Source organism: Sulfurimonas sp. ST-27, assembly GCF_048081595.1.
GTDB lineage: Bacteria > Campylobacterota > Campylobacteria > Campylobacterales > Sulfurimonadaceae > Sulfurimonas > Sulfurimonas hydrogeniphila.
The window spans coordinates 1,805,093-1,821,063 of the sequence record NZ_CP182226.1 but is presented as its reverse complement, the minus strand read 5'-3'; the positions used below and the strand labels follow the sequence as shown (position 1 = coordinate 1,821,063).

Annotated in this window: 18 protein-coding genes and 1 tRNA gene; 8 read left to right on the top strand and 11 right to left on the bottom strand. The window is 37.6% G+C overall.

Annotated elements, in window-relative coordinates; genetic code table 11:
• Window positions 1-7 precede the first annotated feature (7 nt).
• The 5 genes from hisA to ACM66U_RS09565 all read left to right on the top strand — a co-directional run bounded on the left by hisA (window position 8) and on the right by ACM66U_RS09565 (window position 4,596).
• A complete protein-coding gene (hisA, locus tag ACM66U_RS09585) occupies window positions 8-718 on the top strand; it encodes a 1-(5-phosphoribosyl)-5-[(5-phosphoribosylamino)methylideneamino]imidazole-4-carboxamide isomerase (protein WP_418640640.1) in 711 nt (236 codons plus the stop codon).
• A 69-nt stretch (window positions 719-787) separates the two neighbouring features.
• Window positions 788-1,162 carry a chemotaxis response regulator CheY gene (locus tag ACM66U_RS09580; RefSeq protein ID WP_151899728.1) on the top strand — a complete coding sequence of 125 codons (375 nt, stop codon included), beginning with the start codon at window positions 788-790 and terminating at the stop codon, window positions 1,160-1,162.
• A gap of 26 nt (window positions 1,163-1,188) precedes the next feature.
• Complete coding sequence (locus ACM66U_RS09575) at window positions 1,189-1,995, top strand: 50S ribosomal protein L11 methyltransferase (protein ID WP_230973297.1); 807 nt, start codon at window positions 1,189-1,191, stop codon at window positions 1,993-1,995.
• A gap of 2 nt (window positions 1,996-1,997) precedes the next feature.
• On the top strand, window positions 1,998-3,974 hold the full coding sequence (gene ftsH, locus ACM66U_RS09570) for an ATP-dependent zinc metalloprotease FtsH (protein ID WP_418640639.1): 1,977 nt from the start codon (window positions 1,998-2,000) through the stop codon (window positions 3,972-3,974).
• A complete protein-coding gene (locus tag ACM66U_RS09565; RefSeq protein WP_418640638.1) occupies window positions 3,964-4,596 on the top strand; it encodes a phosphatidylserine decarboxylase in 633 nt (210 codons plus the stop codon). The genes ftsH and ACM66U_RS09565 overlap by 11 nt, the downstream gene beginning before the upstream one ends.
• An 11-nt stretch (window positions 4,597-4,607) precedes the next feature.
• On the opposite strand, the gene ACM66U_RS09560 is transcribed toward ACM66U_RS09565, so the two are convergent.
• From ACM66U_RS09560 to ACM66U_RS09530, 7 genes are all read right to left on the bottom strand, one after another.
• A complete protein-coding gene (locus tag ACM66U_RS09560; RefSeq protein ID WP_151899732.1) occupies window positions 4,608-6,947 on the bottom strand; it encodes a tetratricopeptide repeat protein in 2,340 nt (779 codons plus the stop codon).
• Window positions 6,948-7,340: 393 nt separating this feature from the next.
• The gene (locus ACM66U_RS09555) at window positions 7,341-7,532 is read right to left on the bottom strand and encodes a hypothetical protein (protein ID WP_151899733.1); all 192 of its coding nucleotides are present in this window, start codon (window positions 7,530-7,532) and stop codon (window positions 7,341-7,343) included.
• Between the two features lie 86 nt (window positions 7,533-7,618).
• On the bottom strand, window positions 7,619-8,512 hold the full coding sequence (locus tag ACM66U_RS09550) for a hypothetical protein (RefSeq protein ID WP_418640637.1): 894 nt from the start codon (window positions 8,510-8,512) through the stop codon (window positions 7,619-7,621).
• A gap of 57 nt (window positions 8,513-8,569) precedes the next feature.
• Window positions 8,570-8,646, bottom strand: a tRNA-Met gene (locus ACM66U_RS09545).
• Window positions 8,647-8,713: 67 nt separating this feature from the next.
• Window positions 8,714-8,932 (bottom strand): cold-shock protein, encoded by a 219-nt coding sequence (locus ACM66U_RS09540; RefSeq protein WP_151901482.1) that lies wholly within the window; start codon window positions 8,930-8,932, stop codon window positions 8,714-8,716.
• Window positions 8,933-9,143: 211 nt separating this feature from the next.
• Window positions 9,144-10,394 carry a serine--tRNA ligase gene (gene serS, locus ACM66U_RS09535; protein ID WP_346389847.1) on the bottom strand — a complete coding sequence of 417 codons (1,251 nt, stop codon included), beginning with the start codon at window positions 10,392-10,394 and terminating at the stop codon, window positions 9,144-9,146.
• Between the two features lie 8 nt (window positions 10,395-10,402).
• The gene (locus ACM66U_RS09530) at window positions 10,403-11,314 is read right to left on the bottom strand and encodes a methylenetetrahydrofolate reductase (RefSeq protein WP_346389848.1); all 912 of its coding nucleotides are present in this window, start codon (window positions 11,312-11,314) and stop codon (window positions 10,403-10,405) included.
• Between the two features lie 27 nt (window positions 11,315-11,341).
• Between ACM66U_RS09530 and serB the strand changes: the two genes are divergently transcribed.
• The 3 genes from serB to ACM66U_RS09515 all read left to right on the top strand — a co-directional run bounded on the left by serB (window position 11,342) and on the right by ACM66U_RS09515 (window position 12,696).
• Complete coding sequence (gene serB, locus ACM66U_RS09525; protein WP_418641415.1) at window positions 11,342-11,998, top strand: phosphoserine phosphatase SerB; 657 nt, start codon at window positions 11,342-11,344, stop codon at window positions 11,996-11,998.
• Window positions 11,992-12,291, top strand: coding sequence for a hypothetical protein (locus ACM66U_RS09520; RefSeq protein WP_151899738.1), 300 nt, complete (start codon window positions 11,992-11,994; stop codon window positions 12,289-12,291). Before serB ends, ACM66U_RS09520 begins: the two co-directional genes overlap by 7 nt.
• 66 nt (window positions 12,292-12,357) lie before the next feature.
• Entirely contained in the window at window positions 12,358-12,696 is a 339-nt protein-coding gene (locus ACM66U_RS09515) for a cytochrome C (RefSeq protein ID WP_418640636.1), read from the top strand.
• Here ACM66U_RS09515 and ACM66U_RS09510 read toward each other — a convergent pair.
• The 4 genes from ACM66U_RS09510 to rpsF all read right to left on the bottom strand — a co-directional run bounded on the left by ACM66U_RS09510 (window position 12,693) and on the right by rpsF (window position 15,853).
• A complete protein-coding gene (locus tag ACM66U_RS09510; RefSeq protein ID WP_418640635.1) occupies window positions 12,693-14,429 on the bottom strand; it encodes a hypothetical protein in 1,737 nt (578 codons plus the stop codon). The two genes, ACM66U_RS09515 and ACM66U_RS09510, sit on opposite strands and share 4 nt — an antisense overlap.
• A 99-nt stretch (window positions 14,430-14,528) precedes the next feature.
• Complete coding sequence (gene rpsR, locus ACM66U_RS09505; RefSeq protein WP_151899741.1) at window positions 14,529-14,792, bottom strand: 30S ribosomal protein S18; 264 nt, start codon at window positions 14,790-14,792, stop codon at window positions 14,529-14,531.
• Between the two features lie 26 nt (window positions 14,793-14,818).
• Window positions 14,819-15,376: a single-stranded DNA-binding protein gene (locus ACM66U_RS09500; RefSeq protein WP_151899742.1), complete on the bottom strand. Its 558-nt coding sequence runs from the start codon at window positions 15,374-15,376 to the stop codon at window positions 14,819-14,821.
• A gap of 30 nt (window positions 15,377-15,406) precedes the next feature.
• Window positions 15,407-15,853 carry a 30S ribosomal protein S6 gene (rpsF, locus tag ACM66U_RS09495; protein ID WP_151899743.1) on the bottom strand — a complete coding sequence of 149 codons (447 nt, stop codon included), beginning with the start codon at window positions 15,851-15,853 and terminating at the stop codon, window positions 15,407-15,409.
• Window positions 15,854-15,971 lie beyond the last annotated feature (118 nt).

The window sequence follows — 15,971 nt, the reverse complement described above, 5'->3', positions numbered from 1 at the left end:
GAGAAATATGACATTATATCCGGCAATAGATTTAAAAGACGGCAAAGCAGTCCGTTTGACAAAAGGTTTGATGGAGAGTGCGAAAATCTACTCAAACGAGCCTTATGAATTAGTGAAAAAATTTGAAGAAATGGGTGCGGAGTGGGTGCATCTGGTTGATTTAAACGGTGCATTTGCGGGAGAGCCTAAAAATCTTGAACAAATCATCAAAATTCGTCAAAACTCAGATGTAAAACTTGAACTTGGCGGTGGTATTCGTGATGAAGCAACGATTCAAAAGATGTTGGATATCGGAATTGACAGGATTATTTTAGGTTCTATTGCGGTAAAAGATCCTCAGTTTGTAAGAGATATGGCGGCAAAATATCCCATCGCAGTAGGCATAGATGCCATAGACGGATATGTGGCAGTCGAAGGCTGGGGCGAAGTCAGTACCATGCGTGCGACTGATCTGGCAAAAGAGTTTGCAAATGCCGGTGTAGAGGCGATAATATGCACAGATGTCGGCAAAGACGGTACACTCAGCGGCGTCAATGTAGATTTTACACTTGATATCGCAAGAGCCGGTAAAATAAGCACAATTGCAAGCGGCGGTGTGAAAGATGAAGATGATATAAAAGCTTTGATAGCCACGGGTGAAGTGGATGGTGTTATCATAGGAAAAGCTTATTATGAGGGCAGGTTGGATTTAGCCAAAATGTTTAAATTGGTAAATTAATAGCAAAACAAACAGAATTTTGCTATTATTAGATATAAATTATGCAAAATATTATGTAAAGGATTTCAATTGAAATTACTTGTTGTTGATGATAGTTCTACAATGCGCCGTATTATAAAAAATACATTGGCTCGACTTGGTTATAAAGATGTACTTGAAGGTGCAGACGGTGTTGAAGGCTGGGCGCAAATGGACGCAAATCCTGATATTGATATGCTGATCACAGACTGGAATATGCCTGAGATGAACGGGCTTGAGCTTGTCAAAAAAGTTCGTGCAGATGAGCGCTTTAAAGATACACCTATCATTATGGTTACGACTGAAGGTGGAAAAGCAGAGGTTATTACAGCACTTAAAGCCGGAGTAAACAATTATATTGTAAAACCGTTTACGCCTCAGGTTTTAAAAGAAAAACTTGCTGCCGTGATGGGTGTATCTGAGTAATGCAAGAGCATTACTACGAATTAGTAGTGAAAGTCTCTTCACATCATGAACTCTTTGCAGATTTTTTGGCAGATACTTTACCGATCGGGTTTGAAGAGACAGACAACGGATTCATTATAAGAAGTGAAGAAGAACTCGACACTATAATGTGGGGGATTGAGCAGTTTGCAGAGGCCTTACAAAAAGCACTCGGCAAATCTGTAGACGTAGAGTGTACACAAAAAAAACTCCAAAACAATGACTGGGTAGAATCTTATAAAAACAGTATAGAACCCCTTGTTATAGATAAATTTTACATCCATCCTACATGGAATGACAATCATCCAAACCTGATAAACATAGTAATAGATCCGGCGCTTGCTTTTGGTACAGGGCATCATCCGACAACTGCTTCTTCTTTGCGCGCAATTTCTCAACATGTGAAAAAGAATGACAGAGTTTTGGATGTAGGCTGCGGCAGCGGTATACTGGGCATTGCAGCTATGAAGCTTGGAGCTGTCGTGGATGCTTGTGACACGGACCCTGTATCGGTCGAAAATTCTATAAAAAATGCAAAATTGAATAATTTGGAGTTTCACTCCATATGGGAAGGTTCTGCTTCAAATTTGGATGAAAAGTACACTATAGTCGTGGCAAACATAGTTGCAGATGTGTTGACTTTTATTGCAAATGATCTGAAAAAAGCAATGGCAGAGGACGGAATCTTGATTTTATCAGGTATACTGAATAAGTATGAAGAAAAAGTTCTCAATGCTTATAAAGACTGTAAAATAACACAAAGAATAGCCCAGGACGAATGGGTTACATTAGTTTTAAAAAGAGAGAAAAAATAAAAATGGCAGATAACGAAAACAAAAACAACAATAACAACTTTTTTAATCAAAATCCACTGATAACATTTGCAATATTTTCAGTAGTAGTAATTTTGTTGTTTAAAGTAATGGTTGGAGAAGGTGCCGGCAACAGTTCTGTGATGGGAACATCAACAACAAGAATTAAGCCGGTTGACTATTCAGAGTTCAAAGCGCTTGTGAAATCCAAAGCAGTAAAAAAAGTTGAAATAGGCCAGACATATATCAGGGCCATATCAACAGAAGGTTCAAAAATCTACACAACAAGAGTTGTCAAAGGGGACAATGAACTAATAAAGCTTTTGGACAAAGAAAAAATCGACTATACAGGCTTCAGTGAAACAAACTGGTTTACCGAGATGTTTGGCTGGCTGTTCCCATTTTTGATTATCATTGCCATCTGGATGTTTTTTGCCGGCCGTATGCAAAAAAGTATGGGTGGGGGACTGCTTGGAATGGGAAATTCCAAAAAGCTGATTAATTCGGAAAAACCGGATACAAAGTTTGATGATGTAGCCGGTGTGGAAGAAGCGAAAGAAGAGGTGCAGGAGATTGTAGATTTCTTGAAATATCCCGGTCGTTATGTGGAAATCGGTGCAAAAATTCCAAAAGGTGTTTTGCTGGTCGGAAGTCCCGGAACCGGTAAAACACTGCTTGCAAAGGCTGTTGCCGGAGAAGCGGAAGTCCCTTTTTTCTCAGTCAGCGGTTCGAGTTTTATAGAGATGTTTGTCGGTGTAGGTGCTGCGCGTGTAAGAGATCTGTTTGAACAGGCTAAAAAAGATGCGCCGAGTATTATATTTATAGATGAAATAGATGCTATCGGTAAAAGCCGTGCAGCCGGCGGCGTTATGGGCGGAAATGATGAACGGGAACAGACACTCAATCAGCTTTTGGCAGAGATGGACGGTTTTGGAACAGATACGCCTGTCATAATTTTAGCTGCAACCAACAGACCGGAAATTTTAGATCAGGCACTGTTGCGTCCCGGACGTTTTGACAGACAGGTCCTTGTTGACAAACCGGATTTTGAAGGGCGTGTCAAAATTTTGAAAGTACATGTAAAGAATGTCAAAATAGACAAAGATGTGGATTTGGAAGAGTTGGCCCGTTTGACAGCGGGACTCGCGGGAGCAGACCTGGCAAATATAGTCAATGAAGCAGCACTGCTTGCGGGAAGAAAAAGTCAAAAAACAGTGAAACAAAAAGATATGTATGAAGCGGTTGAGCGTGCCTTGGCAGGACTTGCTAAAAAATCTCGCCGTATCAATCCTAAAGAGAAAAAAATTGTTGCTTACCATGAAAGCGGACATGCTTTGATGGCAGAGACAACAGACGGAGCAAAAAAAGTTTCCAAAGTCTCTATAGTGCCTCGCGGTTTGGCAGCACTTGGTTATACACTGAACAAGCCTGAAGAAAACAAATATATGATGCAGATGCATGAACTGTGGGCAGAAGTAGATACTCTGCTTGGCGGGCGTGCTGCCGAAGAAGTATTTATCGGTGAAATTTCTACAGGTGCGGGAAATGATTTGGAACGTGCCACAGACATTATAAAATCAATGGTTCAGACATACGGGATGAGTGATATTGCAGGACTTATGGTGCTTGAAAAATCCCGTCAGTCATTTTTGGGCGGTCCGCAGCAGGCGACACGTGAGTACAGTGAAAGAATGGCAGAGGAGATGGATGAATACATCAAAAAGTCATTGGATGAGCACTATAAAGCCGTTGTCAACCGCTTAAAAGAGTACAGTGGGGCGATTGAAGCAATGGTTGCACTGCTTTATAAAAAAGAGAATATTACAGGAGACGAAGTCAGAGAAATTATTATAAATTTTGAAAAAGAAAATGGCATAGAGTCTAAAGTTGTAGAAAACAGTGAGAGTATTGAAGAAGAGCTAAAAGCAGATGCCACCATGACAGACACCGAGAACAGTGACGGAAAAAGTGATGAAAAATAACCTTTTTATTATAAGCAAAAACGGGTATAAATATATTCTTTATGCCTTGTTTGCCGCCCTGGTATTTGGGCTTTTGGATTTAGAGTTTTTTTCATTTTCTGCTTTTGTTCTTGCACTGTTTTTTATGTACAGTTTCAGAAATCCGGAAAGAGAGAATACTTTTTTGGATGACAAAGCCGTAGTCTCTCCTGTTGACGGCACTGTAAAATCTATAGATACACTTGAAAGCGGTGAGTATGCCTACAGAATAGTTATAGAATCAGATTACAGAAATGTCGGTATATTGCGGATCCCTTTAAGCGGACGTCTTGAGAATGTCAAAACCACAAGGGGGGCAAGAACATCAAAAAAATCAAAGCTCTTTTATGATTTAAATGAACGTGCAGAACTTTTGTTTGTAGATACCCATAACAATAAAATAAAAGTTCTCCATAGACTCAAGCAGAGTTTTGCGCCGATTGCTATAGAAATCCCAGTCAGAGAAACCTTGCACAAAGGGACAAGATACGGGTTTGCAACGAACAGTGTTACCGAACTGTATCTTCCAAAGAATTTCAGACTGGACACTAAAGTAAACAATGAAGTCCAGGCAGTTCACTCTCTAATCGGTTATTTTACTTAGAAAGCAGTTTATTATCCATTGGGATGCTCTTTCATAAACAAGAGTTTGTCTGTATCAATATTAAATTCAAAATATTCTGATTCGAAGCTGTCATCATCTATTTTTTGCAGTTGAATGGCTGCTCCTTCATTGTTCTTGATCTCCATATACAAAAGGGCGAGTGCATATCTGGCTTCATAAAAATTTTCATTTTTCATTTTTGACAACTCAAGCAATGCTATTGCATTGGCATGATGTTTGGCCGCAGTTGATGCAACAGCTCCCAAATAGAGTGTATAAGCATCCTGTACTTTCAACTCGTCAATTAAATGATTGTAATGGGTATAGGCTTCTTCAAAGTTTTTATTATACAGGAGTGTCAAAGCCAAAGCGCTTTCTATGTCCTGTATATCAGTATCTTTTGTCTGTAAAACATACTTTAGCTGCTCTTGTAGGTAGTAGAGCCTTCCGGTGATTAAATGTTCCTGTATATATGTGTATCTTGTAATGAAAGGGCCGTAATATAAATCAGTATAGGTGAATTGCTGAGTGTTTAAGTATTTCAAGACCTCTTCTGCGTATTTTGGTATGCTATACCCGGTAAAATGTGTATCTATATAGATCATATGCGGCAGGATATCATGAGGAAAGATGACTGTGAGTTTGGATGCAGCAGATTTTGCTCTGTCCAAATTTTTTGTTTTCATTCCAATAAGTACCTTGAGCATAAGATACAAAGGTCTTTGTTTGTAGTCTTTGTCAAGCCATTCAATTGCTGAGAGATAGTCATTGTCGTTGATATGTAAAAGAGTATTGTACAAGTCAATCTCTTCACTGCTGTTTTCGCCGGAAAGGGAATCTTTCAAAATAGATTCCAGTTTTGTGTAATCTTTATTTATAAGTTTACTGGTCATGACAGCATAAACACCGGAAAGATAGTTTTTGGCATCTAAGTGATAGGAACGTAAAAAGTGTTTGTTTGCCTGGAGCATATCTCCCATTTGTGCATAGGTCAAGGCTAAATTATAGTGTAAAATAGAGTGTTTGGGCTGTATTTTAACAAGTTGCTGCAAATCCTGGTTTGCCTCTCGAATTTTTAAAGAAAGAGCCTTTTTAATGGCTTTTGTTATGCCTATATCAACATTTGATGCAGAATAGCTTTTTTTCAGATATTGCTGGGCAGATTGGATATTGTCAATATATATATTTGCATTTCCTTTTCTAATGTAGCTGATTGTCTGGTTTGCATTAAAAATTTTATAGGGTGAAAAATAAAATATTTTCTGAAAATTAAGAAATTTTGAATTCTGAATTTTTTTCCTGTAGAGGGTTTGAGCTTTTTGGGGGTCAAATAAAGCATCTTTGAGTTTGACACTTACAGGATAAATCTTATAAATTTTTTGCGGATATTCATCTGTAACTTTTTTGAGTTGTGATGCCGCTTTTTTTGTATGTCCTGCTTTAAGGTTTATGTAACTGCGTGCCAGTTTTGCCCTGAGTGGCTGATTGTTTTTTGTGATAGCAGTGTTGAGATGGTCAATTGCAAGATTAAAGTCACCTATCCGCGCATACAGCAGAGCCAGGCTGAAATCATCTACCTCTTCATTTATTTTTTCCAAAGCATCAATTGCATCATAGTTATTGTTATACAAAGCATTGATTTTCGCGCTTAAATGATTTTGTATAACCGGATATGCAGGATGATCTGTATTTTTGAGAGCATTTAAAGCACCAAGATAGTTTTTGTTATAATAGCTTATAAGGGTATAGTAATATGAGTACAAAGGCGAATTGATCTCATATGGCAAATAGGCATAAGCCAGGTCGATGTAGTATTTAAAACTGGATTGATCCTTTACATGTAATGAACATACTGCCGCATTTATAGCGCTTACACATCTTTTCTCATCATTGAGTATCGCATTTTGAAATGTTTTCAACGCCAGTGCATACTGCTTGTTTTTCATTTGGGCAACACCAAGATTGTATTGTGAGATGGCCTGTGAATAGTAGGCAATATTTTCATACAGAGCCAGAGCTTTTTCTTTTGCGCCTGTTGCATAGAGATAATTTGCTTTGGCAATCATATTTTCAAGTTTACTCTGTTCTATAACGGGAGCTTTTGCTTTTTCAAGCTTGTTTTCCAGGAGACTGAAATTGTCAACTTTTTTTGTAGAGGATTTTTTTATCAGCAAGAGTGCGGTAACAGCAATAAGCAACACAACAATAACAGCAATTCCTCCAAAAAGAATGATTTTTTTCTGTTTGGATTCTTCATCATTTTCATCAAGAAATTCGTCAGTTTGCTCATGCGAATGCAATACTGCATCGCTGTCTTCTATGATTATTATCTCTTCTTGTGCATCAGCCATTGACTACCCTGTTAAATATTGCATCTTTTGTATTGAATAAGCAAAAAAAGTACCAATGCTCTGATCTCTCAAACAATATCATTATATCTTATATTTAAGGAGTATTATAGCAGTAACTACCTGATTTGATGTATACATGTAATGTACGAAGCGAGGTAGATTATGAAAGAAATTATTTCAATATACAAAAAACAATATTCATTAGACTTCTTGCATAACCTATCATTTAACAGCAAATCCTCTATTTAAAATCGCTTTGAGTGATTATGAACAAATGATACATGCATTTTATCTGATAGCAGGGGTAGGTATCATGGTTGCAGTACTGAGTCTTTTTATATTTGTGGTGCGTTATTCAAACACGAAAGAGTAAATAAAACTCTTTCGCCTCTTTTAGCATTGTGTTGGGTCTTTGAGACAAATTTGTCTTTGTTTTTCTATTTTTGCTTTTTTCATTTGTAAACTTGATCCTGTTGCTACATCATTGAGAACAAAGGCAAAAGATACAAGATATAAAAAGGAAAATCCGCCAATTAAAGCAATGATGACATAAATGTTGAAATATTTTGAGAGTCTTTTTTTCATAGCGTCCTCCTTAAAGGATATGCTACTATTTTATTGCAAAGAAACTTAATAATTATAAATAATTTTAATATAATTGCAGTTCTTAATTAATCTCTTTTACTGCACTCCTGCAGAATATGCTTAATGATTGCATCATAATCAAGGTTAAGTCCTGCTGCAAAAGTTTCAATAAAGGAGCTGTTTTTGTCAGTAATATCAGGATTGAGATTTGTCCGCATAAAAAAACACTGACCGCTTTGGTTTGTTCTTATACTGATTTGCCCAAAATCTCTGATACCAAGATCAATATAGGCATCTATTGCAAGATTTTCAACACTCTCTTTGATTGTTTGGTCTTCAATATTTTCCAGAATTTTTTTATTTCCGTTGTTTGATCGTAAAACCTTTGCAGAGGAGATCAGCATAGCATCTTCTTTTGTTTTTATGATGGATACAAGATAGTCTTCTCCATCGAGATACTCTTCAATCAAAACAGGAACATTATATTTATGAGAAAGAGAAGAAACGCTTTTTTCAAATTCGCTGAAACTATTGACAGTAAAACATTTGTTTTCTTCTTGACATTGCAGGGAACGGGCAGGTTTAACAACCAGGGGATAATTAATAGGTATGTCGTAATCACGCAAATATTTTTCTGCATCGGCAATAAAATATCTTGATGTACTGATACCTTTTTCTTTAAGATAGGATTTTGCCAGTTCTGTATCTGCATCAAAGAGCAAAGCTTTTTTATCTGAACCGGTAAAGTTGATATTGTTTTTTTTGAAAAATTCACAGAGCCAAATTTTTTCTCCGTCTTCAGTGACAATATGGTTAAGAGTAAGGATAGCCAAGTGAGGTTTTCTTTGTACTGTCTGGTGTAGGTCTTGTATGGTGTGGCATTCATGAACTTCAGCAGTATATCCAAGGGATGCTATAGCATGTAAGATGGTATTTTCTTGTAAATGTTCATTTCTTGCTGTTATGATTTCTATATTCACTACTGCGTATCCTTGGTAAAATTAACTGGCTACATAAGTGTTGTAATTTTTGTGATTTGGTTGCGGAAGCAAGATTTGAACTTGCGACCTTCGGGTTATGAGCCCGACGAGCTACCGAACTGCTCTATTCCGCGATATTTGAGTCTAAAGTGGATGTTAAAAAGAGCAGACAGTTTTGATAAACTGCCCGCTGTGAAGATGTTACAGACCTGTAACGTTTTCTGCTTGTGGACCTTTGTCACCCTGACCGACTTCAAAAGTTACTTTTTGACCTTCGTCAAGTGAAACACGAGAGTGTCCGTTGTCATTAATTTGACGATAATGTACAAATACATCTTTGCCGCCATCTTCTACTTCGATAAATCCGAAACCTTTGTCGCTGTTGAACCATTTAACTGTTCCATTTTGTAATGTTGCCATTGTAAATCCTTGTTTGTTTGAGTACACCAAATTTCTTTGATGATAAAAATCTAATATAAAGTTTTTCTTTTAGGTGAATGTACTGGAAACAAAGAAGTTATCAATATAAAGCAATCTAAAGATGTAACTAGAATCATCTTTTCTTGTTGGAAGTATATCTTAAAAAAAATTTAAATGCAAGGAATGTGAACAATTCTTTTTTGTAAAGTATTTACATCCCTAGATAAGGATGCAAAACTTCAGGAATATTTATACTTCCGTCTTCATTTTGAAAGTTTTCCATAATGGCTACAAGTGTGCGGCCAACGGCAAGAGAAGAACCGTTGAGGGTATGTACGAGTTCATTCTTTTTCCCGTTTTTAAAACGGATTTTGGCACGTCTTGCCTGAAAGTCTCTTGTATTGCTTACAGAAGAAATTTCACGGTATTTGTTTTGCCCGGGCAGCCATACTTCAAGATCGATTGTTTTAGCCGCGGAAAAACCCAAATCTCCTGTACACAGAGTTACCAGTCTGTGCGGTAATTCCAAAGCAGTGAGTAAATCAGAGGCACATGTGACCATATTCTCAAAAATTATATCGCTTTCACCCGGTGTAGAAATGCTTACAAGTTCTACTTTATGAAACTGATGCTGGCGTATCATGCCTCTTGTGTCCCGTCCTGCAGCTCCGGCTTCTTTTCGAAAACATGAAGTATAGGCAGTCATTGTTTTTGGCAGTTCCTCTGTTGTGAGTATCTCATCCTGATAGAGATTTGTAAGAGGAACCTCGGCTGTAGGAATGAGGAAAAGCTCAGGATCCTCTACTTTGTATAAGTCATCTTCAAATTTTGGAAGCTGTCCTGTTCCTTCAAGGGCTTTTCTGTTGACAAGTGCAGGAACGCTGACCTCTTCAAATCCGCGTTCACGGTTAAAGTCAAGCATAAAGTTTATAAGTGCGCGTTCCAGTCTTGCACCCATGCCAAAGCTGACAGAAAAGCGCGAAGTTGCCAGTTTGACACCGCGTTCAAAGTCTATCCAGCCGTTTTGTTCTGCCAGTTCCCAGTGCTCTTTTGGGGTAAATGAAAATTCCCTTGGTGTGAGCACTTTTTTGATTTCGACATTGTCATCTTCATCTTCGCCGTCTGGCACATCATCATCAGGTATATTGGGTATAGCCATTGCAAGCGCTTCGAGTTCTTCTTGACGAAGGCGTTGCACTTCCAAAGCATCAGCAATACGGATTTTATTTTCATCGACTTTTTTCTTCAGCTCTGAGACATCTTTGCCTTCACGTTTGTATACACCGAACTCTTTGCTCATAGCATTTTGCGCAGCCTGAAGGGTTTCAAAGTGGGCTTTTGCCTCTTTGAGTTCTTCAAATTTTATTTTCACTTTTTCCAAAAGCTTTGCATCAACGCCTTTGCGCATCAGTTTTTTGCTTATACCGTCAAAATCTTTTTGCAATAGTTTTAAATCAATCATTTTATTCCTTATACTAATATGTCTTTGGCTATTTGAAACTGGTTCGCTGTCATCAGGTGAATCTTAGGATGGAGCTGCTTAAGCTCTTCAAAGAGTTTTTTACTAAGCTCAAATCCCACTTTATACTCCTCCTCTGCACCTTTTGTATTTGCCTCTCGGAGTTTGTCTATCCAGCAGGGAGGGACGTTGATTCCCGGTACATGGGATGACAAAAACTGTGCAGTGCGCAGCTTCGTGATAGGAAAAACTCCTAAAATAAGTTCTGCGTTTTTATTTTCACGGCAACACTCTTTGTTTGCTTTTTCTTTGAGTTCCAAAAGCTGTTTTGCATTTTCAACATCATATACCGGCTGTGTTATGATACCTACTGCTCCATGTTTAATTTTCTTTTGCATCTTTTTTTGGAGTGTTTTTGGGTTTTTTGCATAGGAGTTGACAACTGCAAAGGGGTGTATCTGTTTTGGTGCAACATTAAAAGGTTTTGCTGCATAATCCATACCGGAGTTTAAAGCGGCAATGATGTCCAGAAGCAAAGAGCTGTCACCTTCAAAAACACCTTTTGTATTGGGCTGGTCAGAGATGGTGGCAGGGTCTCCTGTGAGTGCCAGGATGGCTCTGATGTCAACTTCATTTGCCCCGAGCAAATCAGACTGCAAGGCAATTTTGTTTCTGTCGCGCATACTCATCGTTGCAATAACAGGCTTGTGAAATCTCTCTTGGAGCAGTTTGGCGGCAAAAAGAGCATTGTACTTGAGTTTTGCCAAAGGATTGTCTGTGGTGGAAAATCCATCGACTAAATCTGCAAGCCCGAGTGTTTCTATTTTGTCTATCGTCGGTGTAAAAGTTGCCGAATGCCCGGGTGTAGTTTCAAGAGTAATATATCTGTCGTTTTTTAATTTATGTATCAGTGTGTCAAACAAAAAAAATCCTAATTCGCTATAATTGCGATATTATATACAAAAGAGAGAAAATTTATGCTAAAACTTGCAGTATTTGACTTTGATTCTACATTAATGGACGGTGAAACAATTGATTTTTTTGCGGATGAATTGGGAATAGGCGAAGAGGTCGCACGCATCACAGAAGAGGCCATGAGCGGAAGACTTGATTTTTTTGAATCTTTACAACAAAGAGTAGGGCTGTTAAAAGGGCTGGATTATGCAGTTGTTGAAAAAATAGCACATAATCTGCCTTATATGCCAGGAGCACGTGAGACCATAGCAGAATTGAAAAACAGAGGCATGAAAGTTGTCTGTTTCAGCGGCGGTTTTAGAACGGCGACTTCCTATGCAAAAGATATTTTAGGATATGATGCTGATTTTTCCAATGCTTTACATGTAAAGAACGGAAAGCTTACCGGACTTGTGGGCGGCGATATGATGTTTAACTTCTCAAAAGGCGATATGTTGGTAAGACTTCAAAATATTTTGGGTGTAAGCGAAGAAGAGACATTGGTTTGCGGTGACGGTGCAAATGATCTTTCAATGTTTGCCCATGCAGGGACTCGGATTGCTTTTTGCGCAAGAGAGATTTTAAAACGTGAAGCAAATATAATAATACAAACAAAAGATTTAACACAAATATTAAAGGAAATACAATGCTAGAGAGTACAGTGTGGAGACAATATCATAATGACAACAGTTTTAGAGAAAAACTTGCAGAGTTTTGTAGACTTGATACTGTAGATCTGATAGAAGATGACAAAGAACTTTATGCGGCGCTCAAAGCAAAATTGACAAAAAAAGAGCTGAAACTTTTTGCAATGGATACGGCAGGGATTGCTCAAGGGATAATTAAAAAAGAGTTTGCATATACTGATGAAGAGTTGGAAAAAGCAAAATTCAAGCTCTATAAAAAGTTAATTCAGGATAAAACAAGGCTCAGTTTTAGAGTATAGATTAATCTATAATTTATGAAGATGTCAGTAACATATCACAATGTTATAAGATGTAAAGGAAAGTAAATGAATAAAATGACTTCATTGTTATTGGCTGCTGCAGTGGCCGGGTCTGTTTTTACAACAAGTGCGACAGCTGATGCAAGCAAAGGGCAAAGGTTTTATTTAAAAAAGCTGAAAATCTGTAAGAAAGACGGACTGAAAAATGGAGCTGTATTTGCGATAAAACATGACCGTAAAGGTTGGGCTTCTTTAAAAGAGTCTGGAAAACTTCAAGAAGAATGGATGAAAATTTGTCCTCATGGCGTGAAAAAAATTAAGAAAATGAAAGAAAAAGATGTGAAAAACCTTTATGACTTTGTCTGGAAATATGCAGCAGACGGTGAAGTCCCGACCTGTGGTTAATGACGAGAGTGTTTGTTTAAAATGATTTTTAAACTTACTCTTCTTGATTTTTCTTTATGCTCTGTGTGATTGGTTATAATTCTATTTCTATAGTTAAGACCGCTCCCCTTTAAAATATGCGTTAAATATTTTTGCTTTGTCGGGTTTTGTACCAAGAAAAGCGACTTGAACGCTTCATAGGAGCGTTTCATAGAGAGCTCTTCATTGTTTAAAAATCTCCCTGAAAAGGTACTGTTTTTCCACTCGCTGGAAGTATGTCCATTGATCTCTAAAGTTTTTACCTGCATTCTGTGTGTATATAAAAAATTTACTAATTTTGTAAAAAATTCTCTAAAAAACTTTTTTTGCTGTTTGCCGAGTTTGTATTCTCCTGCCTTAAAATAAAGATTTTTAGCAGTAAATTCAATAGTTAGATCTTTTTTTATGATAACTTTTTTCGTGTCTATTTCTTTTTGAAACAATTGACGCAGCTGCGTGTAGAAATCCAGTGTGTTTCTTGCAATCTGGGCAATTGTAGCATCTTTGTTGAGTTTGAGAATCCACATATTGTTTTCATTGGAATTTTTGTCTGTATGTATACCGGCTACACCTACCTGGGAGTTTGCTAAAATGACAGCTTTGTTAAAAACATCATAATTTTCTCCTCCGTAATGTTCCTGTTTTAAAAGTTTCAGATTTTTGCTGATTATCATCGCCAGACCATCAGTATTGAAACTGTCCCGGACAAAGCCAACTCCAATTAATGTGCCGTCACTGAACTCCTTGAGATCATTGATTTGGCTTGAGTATGTTGTACTGATTTCACTGTCAATCAAGATGTTTTTATATATATCAAATTTTACAAGGCGTATTTGCTTTTTGTGCATGGTATCTGTTTTGGCTAATGATATGACAAAATTATGATCTTTGAGTCTGAGTAAACTTACAGGTTCATTAAAACTATTGTCCGGAATCTCTTTGAGCCATATATTATCGCCGTTTTGGGTTAATCTTGAGATGTTGACAGCTGTTTTCATTTTTGTATGTGTTGTGCTGAGAACTATTATTGAACCGTCATCGGCTTCTGAAGCATCTATCCCCTGATCATCATACTGTGTGCCGTATTTTTTAGTCCACAGCAGATGTGCATCTTTGTCAAACCTGCTTATGCATACATCATCATTGCCCAAACCGCTTTGAAACATGTTGTCTTGCGTTGATCTGGAAGTAAAAGAGGTGCCTATTGCTAATACTCCGCCGTCTTTTAAGCTAACAAGTTTATGAATTGTATTATTGTTTTTAGTACCAAAGGAGACTGATCGCTTCAGATGCAAAGCAGCGTCGAGTAACACCAAGAGTTGTGACCCACCCATTGTGTATCCGCCTATAATATATCCATTCGCAGGTGTTTTTACAAAGGAGGCCGGTTTTGCAAATTGTGTAAGGGGAATGATTTTCGACTGTATGATTTGTGCTTTGTCATTCACTTTAATAAGTTCTATTTTGGCACCGTATTTATTTGAAATGTTCTGCAGGTATGCAAAAGGATCATTATATGTTTTGTCAGCATGTAAACTTTGTTTTTTGAAGTCATATGTAAAACCAAGAGCACTCAAGGTTCCGTCATAATTTTGGGTGATATCAACCAAAGCTGACTGAAAAGGTTTATGAATAATGAGTGCAAAATCATCAGATGTTTTTGCATGAAGCAAAAAATTATGGAATATCAGTAAAATAAATAAAGTTAGTTTCATAGGACTGCTTTTTTAGATAAACTATAGCAATAAATATTCCTAAGTGGTGTTTGTCGGGAAAGTTTAAGGGATGAAGTGGTGCAAAAGCACCAGGAAAACCTATTTCAGGTTTTCAAATGGTGCAGTTACAACTTGCTTACGGCTTACAGTATAAGGAACTAAAGCTGCTGCACGAGCACGTTTGATTACTACTGTAATCATATCTTGGTGACGTTTACAGTTTCCTGTTAAACGACGTGGCATAATTTTATATCTTTCTGATAATGAAAAACGTAAACTTGCTACTTCTTTGTAATCCATGAAGTCAACTTTTGCTTCACAGTATTTACAATATCTTTTTTTGTATTTTCTTTTTTCTGACATGGTATACCCTTTGTATCTATTTTTTTCTAAAACGGAATTTCATCTTCATCTATATCAATTTCAGGAATAGAGCTGCTGCTTGGCATTTCACGACTCTGAGACGCTGCTTGATTGTTATTGTAACTGTTTTGCTGCTGTGGTGCCTGGTAACTTTGCTGTTGTTGCACAGGCGGCTGTTGATACCCTTGCGGTTCTCCCTGCGCAGGTGCGTTATATCCACTGTTTTGTGCCGGTGCATTATAACCGCCGCCTTGGTTGTCACCCTTGGAATCAAGCATTTGCATAGTTTCTACAATAACAGAATGTTTCGATCTTTTTTGTCCATTTTGGTCAACCCATTGTTCAAAGTTTAATCTTCCCTCAACAAGGATTTTACTTCCTTTGCGGAGGTATTGGTTTGCAACTTCTGCACTTCTTCCGAAGAATGTGATATCTACAAAACAGACTTCCTCTTTCTTTTCTCCATTGCTGGTGAATTTACGGCTTGTAGCAATTGCAGTTTTTGCAATTCCCATTCCCCCTTGAGAATATCTAAGTTCGATATCACGCGTCAAGTTACCAACTAAAATTATTTTATTGAACATAAGTTTTCCTTCATTTTATAGCGAATGCTATTACTCAGCTGCTGCTTCTGTTGCCGGAGCTTCTGTTGCTTCTTCTGCTTTTGGAGCTTCTTCTGTTTGTGCTTCAGCTGCAGGAGCTTCTTCTGCTTTTGGAGCTTCAGGTGCTTTGTTTGCTTTTTTTACAAGTTCATTCCATGCTTTTATTTCACGGTTTGAATCATATTTGATCGTTATAAATCTTAAAAGGTCTTCGTTGATACGGAAACGTCTTTCAATTTCAGCGATTGCAGCAGGTGCTACTGAGTAGTAGATTACATAGTAGTAACCACGTTCGTTTTTTTCAATTGGGTATGCTAATTTTCTCATTCCCATAGCGTTTGTCGCTGCAATTTCTCCACCGTTTGAAGTAATAACTTCTTCAACTGCTTTGACGCTGGCCTGGATTTCTTCTGCAGTAAAAGTAGGTTTTACGATTACTAGGTTTTCGTAGTGTCTCATATAGTATGATCTCCTCTTGGTATTGCCTAATTCTAGGCTTTTGTTTCCCTTTCGGATCTGAATATAGTGCCAATTCTGACATTACAAAGAGAAAGGAACTCGAAATTATACATAAGTT